The sequence below is a fragment of the Nakamurella sp. A5-74 genome, from assembly GCF_040438885.1.
Lineage (GTDB): Bacteria > Actinomycetota > Actinomycetes > Mycobacteriales > Nakamurellaceae > Nakamurella.
In genome coordinates, this window is sequence record NZ_CP159218.1 from 1696880 (window position 1) to 1708853 (window position 11974).

Annotated in this window: 14 protein-coding genes; 5 read left to right on the forward strand and 9 right to left on the reverse strand. The window is 68.8% G+C overall.

The window, feature by feature from the left end; all coding sequences use genetic code 11:
* Positions 1-395: 395 nt before the first annotated feature.
* Positions 396-1061: a response regulator transcription factor gene (locus tag ABLG96_RS07755; protein WP_353650789.1), complete on the reverse strand. Its 666-nt coding sequence runs from the start codon at positions 1059-1061 to the stop codon at positions 396-398.
* Positions 1062-1188: 127 nt separating this feature from the next.
* On the opposite strand from ABLG96_RS07755, the gene ABLG96_RS07760 reads away from it, so the two are divergent.
* The gene (locus ABLG96_RS07760; RefSeq protein WP_353650790.1) at positions 1189-1467 is read left to right on the forward strand and encodes a GlsB/YeaQ/YmgE family stress response membrane protein; all 279 of its coding nucleotides are present in this window, start codon (positions 1189-1191) and stop codon (positions 1465-1467) included.
* Positions 1468-1600: 133 nt separating this feature from the next.
* Here ABLG96_RS07760 and prfB read toward each other — a convergent pair whose 3' ends face one another.
* On the reverse strand, positions 1601-2674 hold the full coding sequence (prfB, locus tag ABLG96_RS07765; RefSeq protein ID WP_353651424.1) for a peptide chain release factor 2: 1074 nt from the start codon (positions 2672-2674) through the stop codon (positions 1601-1603).
* 132 nt (positions 2675-2806) lie between these two features.
* Between prfB and ABLG96_RS07770 the strand changes: the two genes are divergently transcribed.
* Positions 2807-3730 carry a ribokinase gene (locus tag ABLG96_RS07770; protein WP_353650791.1) on the forward strand — a complete coding sequence of 308 codons (924 nt, stop codon included), beginning with the start codon at positions 2807-2809 and terminating at the stop codon, positions 3728-3730.
* Positions 3731-3885: 155 nt separating this feature from the next.
* On the opposite strand, the gene ABLG96_RS07775 is transcribed toward ABLG96_RS07770, so the two are convergent.
* From ABLG96_RS07775 to ABLG96_RS07805, 7 genes are all read right to left on the reverse strand, one after another.
* Entirely contained in the window at positions 3886-4287 is a 402-nt protein-coding gene (locus tag ABLG96_RS07775; RefSeq protein ID WP_353650792.1) for a pilus assembly protein TadG-related protein, read from the reverse strand.
* On the reverse strand, positions 4284-4799 hold the full coding sequence (locus ABLG96_RS07780) for a hypothetical protein (protein WP_353650793.1): 516 nt from the start codon (positions 4797-4799) through the stop codon (positions 4284-4286). The genes ABLG96_RS07775 and ABLG96_RS07780 overlap by 4 nt, the downstream gene beginning before the upstream one ends.
* Positions 4799-5146 (reverse strand): TadE/TadG family type IV pilus assembly protein, encoded by a 348-nt coding sequence (locus ABLG96_RS07785; RefSeq protein WP_353650794.1) that lies wholly within the window; start codon positions 5144-5146, stop codon positions 4799-4801. The genes ABLG96_RS07780 and ABLG96_RS07785 overlap by 1 nt, the downstream gene beginning before the upstream one ends.
* Before the next feature lie 50 nt (positions 5147-5196).
* A complete protein-coding gene (locus ABLG96_RS07790; RefSeq protein WP_353650795.1) occupies positions 5197-5448 on the reverse strand; it encodes a hypothetical protein in 252 nt (83 codons plus the stop codon).
* A 145-nt stretch (positions 5449-5593) separates the two neighbouring features.
* A complete protein-coding gene (locus ABLG96_RS07795; RefSeq protein WP_353650796.1) occupies positions 5594-6529 on the reverse strand; it encodes a type II secretion system F family protein in 936 nt (311 codons plus the stop codon).
* Positions 6526-7380, reverse strand: a complete 855-nt coding sequence (locus ABLG96_RS07800; RefSeq protein WP_353650797.1) for a type II secretion system F family protein — start codon at positions 7378-7380, stop codon at positions 6526-6528. Before ABLG96_RS07800 ends, ABLG96_RS07795 begins: the two co-directional genes overlap by 4 nt.
* Before the next feature lie 144 nt (positions 7381-7524).
* Entirely contained in the window at positions 7525-8406 is an 882-nt protein-coding gene (locus tag ABLG96_RS07805) for a phage tail protein (protein ID WP_353650798.1), read from the reverse strand.
* Between the two features lie 419 nt (positions 8407-8825).
* Here ABLG96_RS07805 and nhaA point away from each other — a divergent pair, with 419 nt between their 5' ends.
* The 3 genes from nhaA to dhaL all read left to right on the forward strand — a co-directional run bounded on the left by nhaA (position 8826) and on the right by dhaL (position 11971).
* Positions 8826-10130 carry a Na+/H+ antiporter NhaA gene (gene nhaA, locus ABLG96_RS07810; protein WP_353650799.1) on the forward strand — a complete coding sequence of 435 codons (1305 nt, stop codon included), beginning with the start codon at positions 8826-8828 and terminating at the stop codon, positions 10128-10130.
* Positions 10131-10325: 195 nt separating this feature from the next.
* Positions 10326-11327, forward strand: coding sequence for a dihydroxyacetone kinase subunit DhaK (gene dhaK / locus ABLG96_RS07815; protein WP_353650800.1), 1002 nt, complete (start codon positions 10326-10328; stop codon positions 11325-11327).
* 8 nt (positions 11328-11335) lie between these two features.
* Positions 11336-11971, forward strand: a complete 636-nt coding sequence (gene dhaL / locus ABLG96_RS07820; RefSeq protein ID WP_353650801.1) for a dihydroxyacetone kinase subunit DhaL — start codon at positions 11336-11338, stop codon at positions 11969-11971.
* Positions 11972-11974 lie beyond the last annotated feature (3 nt).

An 11974-nucleotide genomic window follows, 5' to 3' on the forward strand; every position in this document is an offset into this window, starting at 1 on the left:
CAGGATGTGGCCCTCGAGCGGCATTTGCGCAGGGGCGCCTGGGGTTTCGGCGGTCGAGGTCCATTTTCTCGTCACCGGGTCTGAACCAGTGACGGGATCTCGACTCGCTCCTTCGTCGCTCGCTCGATCGCCGAGGATGGGCGCACGCCGACGACCTGGTCCGTTTTTTGTGATTCCCGCGATCCGCGGTGAACTGGGGGCGAGATGCTGAGTGACCAGGATGTGGCCCTCGAGCGGCATTTGCGCAGGGGCGCCTGCGGTTTCGGCGGTCGAGGTCCATATTCTCGTCACCGGGTCTGAACCAGTGACGGGATCTCGACTGGCTCCTCCGTCGCTCGCTCAAGCACTGTGTGGCCGCGGGATCTCGTCTCCTGCGTCGCTCGATCAGTGAGGGATCAGGGGCCGCCGCGCCAGTGGTCGATGCGGTGGTGGTCGGGGGAGAAGCCGTGTTCAACGCCCCAGAGCACGGCCTGCGTCCGGCTCTCCACCTCGATCTTGCGGTAGACGCTGCGGATGTAGGACTTCACCGTGTTCGGGCTCAGGTAGGTCAGCTTCGCCACCTCGGCGTTGCTCTTGCCCTGGGTGATGAGGGCGAGGATCTCTGCCTCGCGGTCGGTGATGCCGTGCAGCCGACCGGGCCAGTCGAGGGCGGGTGAGGAACGGGCGCGTCCCGGCGGATCGTTGAACACCGTCTCGCCTGCATGCACCGCCTCGAGCGCCGCCACCAGGGCTGCGGCGGGCAGAGTCTTGGACAGATAGCCGTCGGCACCCTTGTCCCGTGCGGTCTCGATGAGACCGGGTGCGAAGTTCCAGGTGTAGACCACGACCTTCCGCGCCCGCTCACTGCGGACCAGGACCTCGATCTCTTCGTGATCGGCCTCGGGCTGGGCGAACGAGTCGTACAACGCGATGTCGACAGTGTCCTCGAGGGGCTTGTTCGCGTCGATCTCGGACACCAGCACCCGGTCGCGGTAGCGGTCGAGCATGCTCGCGACCCCGGTGAGCACCACGTCGTAGTCGTCGATCAGTGCGATGAGGATCGGCAGCTTCGCGGAGGTCATGGTTCCACGTTAACCCCCTTAGGGGTGTACTGCACCAGCCCTAGGGGTGCCATTGTTCATGGATAGGGCCGACGAGCTGTCAGCCACCGTCACGCACCGGACCGGTGCCTCGAACCAAGGAGCACTCATGCTCGGACTCATCGTCACCCTCATCGTCGTCGGACTCATCGCGGGCGCTCTCGCTCGCCTGCTCGTCCCCGGCAAGCAGAACATCAGCATCGCGATGACCATCGTGCTCGGAATCGTCGGCTCGTTCATCGGCGGATTCCTGGGCTACCTGATCTTCCACAAGGACGCCCAGGACGGCTTCTTCCAGCCCGCCGGCCTCATCGGTTCGATCATCGGCGCTGTCATCGCGCTGCTGATCTACACCCGCGTGGGCAACCGGAGCCGCGTCAGCCGCTGACCGTCCTTCCAGGTCCGCTGGCCGCCGTCCAAGGCCAGCGTCCCGTGACTTGGAACGGCCCCTCGATCCGCATTCCCCGCAGCAGTCCGGCGGGAACGTGGGACGAGGGGCCGTTTCGCGTCGTGCGGAAGGGCTACTCGGTGTCCGCCGAGCGCCGCCAGCGGATGCCGGCCTCGATGAAACCGTCGATGTCGCCGTCGAACACGGCGGAGGGGTTGCCGACCTCGAACTCGGTGCGCAGGTCCTTGACCATCTGGTACGGGTGCAGCACGTAGGAGCGCATCTGGTTGCCCCAGGAGTTGCCGGTGTCCTTGAGCGCATCCATCGTCGCCTTCTCCTCCTGGCGGCGGCGCTCCAGGATCTTCGCCTGCAGGACAGTCATCGCCGAGGCCTTGTTCTGCAGCTGGCTGCGCTCGTTCTGGCAGGACACGACGATGCCGGTCGGCAGGTGGGTGAGTCGCACGGCCGAGTCGGTGGTGTTGACGCCCTGGCCACCGGGCCCGGAGGAGCGGTAGACGTCGACCCGCAGGTCCTTGTCGTCGATCTCGACGTGGTCGCTCGTCTCCACCACCGGGACCACCTCGACACCGGCGAACGACGTCTGCCGCCTGCCCTGGTTGTCGAAGGGGGAGATGCGCACCAGGCGGTGGGTGCCCTGCTCCACGGACAGCGTTCCGTAGGCGTAGGGCACCTTCACCTGGAAGGTGGCCGACTTGATGCCGGCCTCCTCCGCGTACGAGGTGTCGTAGATCTCGGTCGGGTAGTGGTGGCGCTCGGCCCACCGGCTGTACATCCGGAGCAGCATCTCGGCGAAGTCCGCGGCGTCGATCCCGCCGGCCTCGGAGCGGATCGTCACGAGTGCCTCGCGCTGGTCGTACTCACCCGACAGCAGCGTGCGGACCTCCATCGCCTCCACCGCGGCGTGCACCGACTTCAGCTCGGCCTCGGCCTCCACGAGCGTGTCGGCGTCGTCCTCCGCCAGCTCGAAGAGCACCGGTAGGTCCTCGATCCGCTGGCGCAGTTCCTCGATCCGCCGGACCTCGGTCTGGGCGTAGGAGAGCGCGGACGTCACCGCCTGGGCCTTCTCCTGGTCGTTCCACAGGTCGGGCGAACTCGCCTGCTCGGAGAGGTCTGTGATCTTCACCTTCAGCGATCCGACGTCGACCACCGCCTCGATGGTTGTCATCGTGGCGGCCAGCTGATCCATCTGCACTGCAACGTCGGGATTCACAACATCCCAGGCTACCCGGCGCGGTCCACGACGTTCGCCAGGGACGATGCGAGGGACGGGTCCCGAGGCCTGCCCCGACCCGCGCCCCCGATGTGTTAGACCCCAGGTGTGAATTCATCCCGCGTCCTGGTCGTCGGCAGTCTCAATGAGGATCTGCGCCTGCGCACTCCCACGGTCCCGGCAGCGGGCGAAACGGTGCTCGGCGGTCCGCACGACTGGGGCCTGGGCGGAAAGGGCTCCAACCAGGCCATCGCCGCCGCCCGCTTCGGGGCGGACGTGGGAATGCTGGGCAGACTCGGGGACGACGCCGGTGGTGCGAAGATCCGCCGCGTGTTCGCCGACGAGGGCATCGACACGGAACTGCTCGGCACCAGCGACGACGCGGGGACGGGGCTGGCGCTGATCGTGCTGGAACCCTCCGGCGAGAACCGGATCATCGTGAGCTCCGGGGCGAACTTGCAGGTGACGCCTGCCGACATCGACGCGGCAGCAGAGGCAGTTCGGTCTGCGGCCGTCGTGCTGTGCCAGTTGGAGATCCCGCTGGAGACGGTCGCGGCCACCTTCGAACTCGCCGGCGGTACCCGCATCCTCAACAGCGCCCCGGCCCGATCGCTGCCGGAGACCCTGCTGGGCGCCACGGATGTGTTGGTGGCCAACGAGATCGAGCTCGCGATGCTGGCCCACCTCGCGGGCGCCGACGACGTCGCCGAGCCCGACCAGATCGTCCGTGCCGCCAGGTCGATCACCGGGACCAGGACGGTGATCGTCACCCGCGGCGCCGCCGGAGCGATGGTGATCACCGACGACGACGTCCTCTACATCCCGGCCCCGAAGATCACGGTGGCCGACACGACGGGCGCCGGCGACTGCTTCTGCGGGGTGTTGGCAGGGGCGATCGCCGAGGGGACCTCGGTGCAGGACGCCGCTCGGATCGCTGTGCGGGCGGCCTCGCTGGCCGCTTCCCGGGAGGGCGCCGCAGAGGGCATGCCGCGCAGGTCGGACATCGACGCTGCGGTCGCGGGAGCGTCCTGACGACCGTGGGGTCCGCGGAGGTGGGTGGTTGGCGACCGTGGGGTCCGCGAACATGGGTGGTTGGCGACCGTGGGGTCCGCGAACATGGGTGGTTGGCGACCGTGGGGTCCGCGAACATGGGTGGTTGGCGACCGTGGGGTCCGCGAGCGCGGCAATCAGTCGCGGCGGAGCTGGCTGACCGAGCGGACCTGCAGCGACACCGTCGGCGAGCCGAACAGCCCGCCCAGTGCGATCGGTGCCTGCACGGCGCAGACGGCGATCAGGGAGGCGTTCTGCGTCCCTGTCGACACGGTGGCGGCGGGGACCCGGCGCTGCAACTCCGCACTGGCCTGCTGGTCGAAGTATCCGTCGGCAGCGGAAGTGATGTCGGTCTGCGTCGTCGAGCCGGTCACGTAGTCGGCGGTCGAGTCGCAGGCGTTCTGCAGGCTTCGCTTGGCCAGCACCACCGACCCCATGGCGATGACGCCAAATCCCAGCAGCAACAGGCACAGCACCATGCCGATGATGAGCGGGGTGATCGAACCGCGATCGCCAGTCACCCGGGGTCGGGCCGTCATCCCTGGGCGCCTTCGACGAACTCGTTGATGGCGAGCGAGTAGACCCCGGTGACGGTGTTTCTGCTGCCTCCGATGACGCTGGGGAGACCGGGCAGGTCGACGACCGTCGTCACGCAGACATCGAAGCGGGAGCCGGCCCGCAGCGGCGGCAGGGTGGTCGACCCGGCGTCGCACGACGCACCCGGCTCGGTGAACCGGATGACCACGTTGCGCGCCGACAGCTGTTGGTCCGCCAGGGCCACCTCGGCCACCTGCTGTGCCTGCGACAGGCTGCCGGAGGGGAAGTTGATGCTGATGACCCGGCCCACGTCCCTGGCGGCCTGGGTGACTGCGAACGTGGCGGCCTGGAACTTGAACACGGTGATCAGGATGTAAACGGTCGGGATCAGCAGCAGAACAGCGCCGAAGATGACTTCCAGGATGGCCCGCCCGCTGTCCCTCCGAGCGCGATCGGCCGGAGGGGCGCAGCGATCGTCGTCGGGCGGGCCGAACACGGACCTCAGCCGGTCCATCAGCGCTCCCGGACGCTGTGGCCGGTGACCGTGATGGTGGGCAGCACACCGTCCAGCAGGGAGACGATCCCCGGCGCGGGCAGCGTGCAGGTGACCCCGACCAGGTCGCCGTCGGCGACGGCGGTGCAGCTCAGCTGCTCGCCGGTGGAGCCGACGATCCCGTCACCCAGCAGCTCCCGCACCTTGGCCGCGGCGGAGGCCGGCGGAATGTCGGCGTTGGCGACGTAGCGGGCAGCGTCGGCGGCTGCTGCGGTGGCAACGGTGCGGGTGTACATCCACAACCCCACCGACACCAGGGACAGGAACAGGATCATCAGCAGCACGATGACCATCGCGAACTCGGCCACCGCTGAGCCGCTGTCCCGGTCCGGGATCCGCTGCGTACGCTCGGCGCCGCCTACTTGCCGATCTTGGAGTCTCCGACGCTGCTGAACGCCTTGGTGATCGCGTCCTGCACCTCCTTGCCGAAGATGCTGACGAGCGCGACGACGACGATTGCTGTCATCACGGTGATCATCACCCACCCGGGGACGTCGCCGCGATCGCTGCCCTCCCGTCCCTCCGGCTCCGGCTCGCCGAACTGCCTGGTCAGGGCAGTCAGCATCGTCAGGGTGAATGCCAACCCGTGGGTGGCCCATTTCTCCATCATCGGATTCCTCTCTCGTGGTGGGTTTCGTGGTGGTGGGTTTCGTGGTGGTGGGTTTCGTGGTGGTGGGATTCGAGGTAGCGGGGTGCGTGCGCGCACAGGCCGAATGACGGTGCGAGGCGGCACTTCCGGGCGAAGTGTCCATTCCTCACCGCGCCACTTCCGTGATGGCGACCAGGCCCGGGTAGAAGGCCAGCACGATCGTCAGCGGCAGGACCAGGAACACCACCGGCACCATCATCGCGATCTCCTTCTTGCCGCCGGTCTCCATCAGCTGGCGTTTGCCGAGTGCCCGGACGTCTGCCGCCTGCGCCCGCAGGACGTCGGCCAGCGGGGTTCCGCGTTCGATCGCCACCGCCATGCCGTCCAGGAATCGGGCCAGCGGCGGTAGGTCGGTGCGGTCCCGGAGCGCGGTGACGGCCTCGAGGAAGGGTGTGCCGGAACGGGTCTCGGCCAGCAGTGCGGCCAGCTGTTCGATCAACGGACCCTTGGCCAACCGGGTGATCCGATCGATTGCGCCGATCGGACCCTCGCCCGCGGTCACCGCCAGGGCCAGCATCTCGGCGATCACCGGGAACTCGGCCAACACCGCGGCATCGCGCTTGGCAACCGCCTGGGTCAGCCACCAGTCGCGGCCGAGCACCCCGGCGATCGCGAATCCGATCACGAAGACCAGCACCATCAGCAGGTTCACCTTGCCGATCAGCAGGCCCACTGCGCCCAGGCCGAGTCCGAGCGCGGCCGCCCCTGCGCCCCAGAGCACCTGCTCGATCCGGAACTGCTCGACAGTGGCGTGCCGGTTCAGCGACTCGAGGCGTCGTCGGACCGACGCCTGGCCACCCAGCAAACGGTCCAGGAAACCGACCAGGTCCCGCAACAGGGGCCCGCCGAGCCGGGTGAACAGTGATCCGCCGGAAATGTTGCGCTGCAACAGTTTCGACGGCATCTCCGCATCCTGCAGGAACGGAGCTACCCGATCCGCGAGCGCTCGTCGGCGCAGCGGCGGGAGCGAGAACACCAGCGTCAGGAGTGCGGTGGCGGCAAGCGCGCCGAGCAGGCCGCCGATCACCATGGGCGTATTCATCGCATCACCCGCCGCTCTTCCGGCAATCGCCCGATCCGCAACATCAACCGATAGGCCACGACGGTGAGGACGGCGGCGCCGGCGAGCAGGATGCCGCCGACAGCGCTGTCGTAGGCGCGCAGGGTGGTGCTCTGGGTGGCCAACAGGACCAGCACCAGCCACGGTGCGCAGACGGCGAGCCTGGCAGCGTTGACGGACCAGCTCTGCCTGGCCAGCAGCTCCGCCCTGGTGCGTTGCTCCTCCCGCAGGAACGCAGAGAGCGTCACCAGCAGCCGGCCCAGATCGGTGCCACCGACCTCGCGGGCCACCCGCAGCGATTCGCACACCCGATCGCCGATCGGATCGGCGAGCGCGCTCTTGAGCCGATCGAGGGCGTCGTTGAAGCGACCGGTCGTGCGGTAGTCGCTGCCGAACCGTCGGAACGGCTCGCGGATGCCCTCGGGGCCTCGGGAACCGATGGCGCTCAACGCCTCCGGGAGGGACAGACCCGCCCGCACGCCAGAGGTCAGGTTGTCGACCACCTCGGGCCACAGCTCGCGCAGATCGGCCTGGCGGCGCCGCCGGAGCCGGTTCACCAGCAGCCGGGGAACGGTCGCACCGAAGATGGCGAACACCACCGACACCGCGATGGACCTGGTGACGACGAGGGTGAGCGTCGCGACGACCAGGGCGGCGAGAATTTGTCCCACGTACAGCTGCAGCGGAGAGACTCCGGTCAACCCGGCCTCGTCGAGCTGGTCCTTGGTCCGCGCGGCGAAGGGTTTCGACGACCGGGGGAGGGTGGGCACGGCGAATCCGTGCCAGACGAGCAACAGCCCGATCCCGGCACACAGCCCGATGAATGCCCCCACGACCAACCCCCACGCCCGGCGCTGACAGGACTCCGGGCACCCTTCCGCGGCGCAGTGAGGTCCCTTGCAGGGAAAACTAGCGCATCCCGGCGGGTCCGGCCCGGTGTGCGCACCTCCGGTGTGGACAACCCCTCGAACGAGTGGTCAGGACAGGGCGCGGTCACGCTCGGGATCGACGGCGATGACGAATGCGCCGTGCAGCGGATGGGTGCCGGACAGCGACGGGATGCGGAAGGTGTCGACACCGTTCCCGCCGAACGCGTTACCCAGCAGGTCGAACAGCTCGCGATGATCGGTGACGGAGAGCCGACTGCCGTCGCACCACTGCCAACCCGGTGGCGGGTCCCCCTGGTGCCACTGGCGGATCTCACCGAGGAAGGGCGAGACGTCGGCGTCCTCGGGGGATCTGGCCGGCGACGGGAGCGGGCTGCGCTCGGCAACTCCGGTCAGCGGGTGCCGCAACTCCAGGTAGCTGGCGCCCTCGGCGACGATCTCGGCACCGAGCCGGCGGATCAGCGACGCCGTCATGAACGACGTCCGTGCGCGGTAGTGCAGAGGGAGACCGCGCTCAGCGGCGCTCTGGGCGATCGCCCGGATGACGGCCACCGCATGTCCCTGGCCGCGGAACCCGGGGAGCAGACCGATGTCGATGAGTCGGAACTCGGACCTCGTCACCAGCGTGGTGACGACACCCGCCGGAACGTGGTGGTGGTCGATCACATGATCGGTCGCCCGCGGCCAGCAGAGGGCCCGGTGTCGTACGGCGGCGACGTACTGCATGCCGAGCAGTGTGCTGGCGAGCTCGGGCGGCAGACCGTTGAACTCGACCGCACGCCCTTCGATCGAGATGGTGCGCAACACGGAGCGGTCGTACACGCTGGCCGCGCGGACCTGCAGGCCGGCGCCGATGTCCAGGGGTGGCGTCGGAGTTCCGGTGGCCGCGCCCCTGGGCCAGGGAAGGTGGTGGGAAGCCAGGTTCCGCTCGCGACGACGCAGGAACGGCAGCGCAGTCGGCTCGGCTCTCATGTGCTGGTCCTCACTCGTCCGAGGGAACGTGGAAGTGCCCGAAGGGCATCATCGATCACTGTGGGTGTCAAGCCGTCGCTCCGACGAGCGAGTATTCACTTCTTGCAGGATCGTCGGTCGGCCGACCTCCGGATCCAGCACGCCACCAGCAACGGTGCTGGTGGCGATGCATCAGGCTAGCGCGATCCCCGCATGATGGAGAGGGCCTCCAGTCCGATTCGAGTAGTTTCTGGGCCTGTGTTCACTCGTGCGGTCCAGTGGATTGTCGTTACGGTGAGTTGCTATGATCAACAGGGTGTGCCGGGAAGACTGGTCGGCACGGGACCGCGTCGATCGAGGCGAGCGCTCCGCTCGGATCCTGATCGGCGACGATGGACACCGAGTGTCCGTCCGGCCCGTCGACCCAGTGGGGACCCAGCATGCAGGAGCGATCCGGCTTCACCCTGTTCGACCGCGGGAGCTGGCCGGAGGCCGGCCGTATCGCCACGCTTCTCCGGAGCGAGACGGTCGGAGGCGTCCTGCTGCTGCTCGGTGCGGTGATCGCGCTGGTCTGGATCAACTCCCCGCTGGCCGCGAGCTACGCCGCGCTGCGGGACACGGTGATCGGCCCCTCCGCCCTGCACCTCGACCTGTCGCTGGGCACCTGGGCGGCGGACGGCCTGCTGGCGTTGTTCTTCTTCGTCGCCGGGCTGGAGCTCAAGCGTGAGTTCGTCGCGGGAGATCTCCGCACCGTCCGTCGTGCGCTCACACCGGTCGCTGCCGCGATCGGCGGCATGCTGCTGCCCATCGCGACCTACCTCGTCGTCAACGCGGTCCTGCCGGGTGGTCGCCCGCAGGGTTGGGCGATCGCCACGGCGACCGACATCGCCTTCGCCCTGGCCGTGCTGGCGGTCGTCGGCAGGCAGCTGCCCACCGCGCTGCGTACCTTCCTGCTCACGCTGGCGGTGGTGGACGACCTGTTGGCGATCACCATCATCGCGGTCTTCTTCACCGCAGAACTGCACCTGGCGTACCTGGCCATGGCGATGCTGCCGATCGCGGCCTTCGGCGTTCTCGTGCAACGGCGGGTCCGCAGTTGGTACCTGCTGATCCCACTCGCGGTCACCGCCTGGGCGTTGGTCCACGCGTCCGGGGTGCATGCCACGGTCGCGGGGGTCCTGTTGGCCTTCACCGTGCCGGTGCTGCGCAGCGAGGCTGCCGGTGGGCCGGACGCCGGACCCGGGCTCGCCGAGCACTTCGAACACCGGCTGCGCCCGTTGTCTGCCGGGCTCGCGGTGCCGGTGTTCGCCTTCTTCGCGGCAGGCGTTCCGATCGGCGGCGCCGAGCAACTCGGACGCACCCTGTCCGATCCGATCGCCATCGGGGTGGTCCTCGGACTGGTGCTCGGCAAGCCGATCGGCATCATGCTCACCACCTACCTGGTCGGGAAGCTGACGCGCAGCCGGCTCCCCGGATACCTGTCCTGGTGGGACGTGCTGGGCATGTCGATGCTCGGCGGGATCGGCTTCACGGTGTCCCTGCTGATCGGCGAGCTCGCCTTCGTGGGCGACCCCGTTGCCGGCGAGGCGGTGAAGACCGCCGTGCTCGTGGGAACGGTGCTGTCCGCGCTCGTGGCCTCGGTCGTGCTGTTCCGCCGGAGCCGGCGGTACCGGCTGCTGGCCGAGCAGGAGCAGCGGGACGACGACGGCGACGGGATTCCCGACGTCTACCAGCAGCGATCCTGACGACTCGTCGCGAGCCGGTGCAAGGGCGAACGGTGCGATCCAGTGGATCCGGTGAGCTACCGGGACCCTCCTCTGGTCGTCGGGACGGGATCCGGGCAAGATCATCCTCAGGCGACCCGCGGGCCGGCCGTCCACCGTCGTGCGGTACCCCTCAGAGGTGCTCCCAGCCGGAGCTCTCGGAACAGGACAGTCAGCGTGAAGAAGATCATCAACGATCCGTCCACCGTCGTCACCGAGGCCCTGCAGGGGATGGCAGCTGCGCACCCTGAGCTGATCTCGGTGTCGTACGCGCCCGACTTCATCACCCGCGCCGACGCCCCGGTGGCCGACAAGGTGGCCCTCGTCTCCGGCGGCGGGTCCGGCCACGAGCCCCTGCACGGCGGGTTCGTCGGTGCCGGCATGCTCGACGCCGCGGTGCCCGGCCCGGTCTTCACCTCGCCGACACCCGACCAGGTGACTGCCGCTGCCCGGGCGGTCGACGGCGGCGCGGGAGTACTGCTGATCGTCAAGAACTACACCGGCGACGTACTGAACTTCGAGACCGCGGCCGAGCTCGCCGACGCGGAGGGGATCGCGGTGCAGACCGTGCTGGTCGCCGACGACGTCGCGGTCAAGGACTCGACCTGGACAGCCGGACGTCGCGGGGTCGGCGGAACGGTGCTGGTGGAGAAGATCGCGGGAGCCGCGGCGGCCAGGGGCGACGACCTGGCTGCAGTGGCGGCCATCGCCCAACGGGTCAGTGACGGTGTGCGGTCGATGGGTCTCGCGCTGGCACCGTGCACCGTCCCGCACTCCGGTGAACCGTCCTTCAGCCTGGGCGACGACGAGATCGAGATGGGGGTGGGCATCCACGGCGAACCAGGTCGGGAGAAGATGAAGCTGGCCCCCGCCGACGATCTGGTGTCGATCATGCTCACCGCGATCGTCGACGACCTGCCGTTCACCGCGGGCAGCAGCACACTGTTGTTCGTCAACGGGTTGGGCGGCACCCCGCAGATCGAGCTCTACCTCGCCTACAATTCGGCACGGAAGTTCTTGGCGGGCAGGGGGATCGAGGTGGACAGGTCACTGGTGGGCAACTACATCACGTCGCTCGAGATGCAGGGCATGTCGATCACGCTGTTGCAGTTGGACGATGAGATGACCGAGCTGTGGGACGCGCCGGTGCAGACCGCTGCACTGCGTTGGGGAGTGTGAGGAGACCGATGAGCTGTACGACCGAATCAACCATCGCCGCCGTGCGGGCGGCCGCTGCGGTGATCGCGGAGCGGCGCGCGGAGCTGACAGCGCTGGACCGGGAGATCGGCGACGGTGATCACGGGGAGAACCTGGCCAGAGGCTTCGCAGCCGTCTCGGCGAAGCTGGACAGCGAGCACCCGGGTACCCCGGGAGAGGTGCTCAAGCTGGTGGCCACGTCGTTGATCTCCACCGTCGGGGGTGCCTCGGGCCCGCTGTTCGGGACCGGGTTCCTGCGGGCCGCGACGGCCGCCGGAGACGCGGCCGAGCTCGACTCCGCCACCATCGCCTCGGTGCTTGCGGCCGCCCGCGGCGGTGTGGTGGCCAGGGGCAAGGCCGAGGCCCAGGACAAGACCATGGTCGACGCACTGAGCCCAGCGGTCGAGGCGGCCGCCGCGGCCGCCGCCGACGGCCAGGACGTGTCTGCGGTGCTCGCCGCCGCAGCGGCAGCTGCCGAACAGGGCGCCCTGGACACCAAGCCGCTGCAGGCTCGCAAGGGCCGTGCTTCCTATCTGGGCGAACGGTCCATCGGGCATGTCGACCCCGGCGCGCAGAGCGTCGCCTATCTCTTGCGGGCACTGGCAGCGGCAGCCAACGGCAGCTGAGAC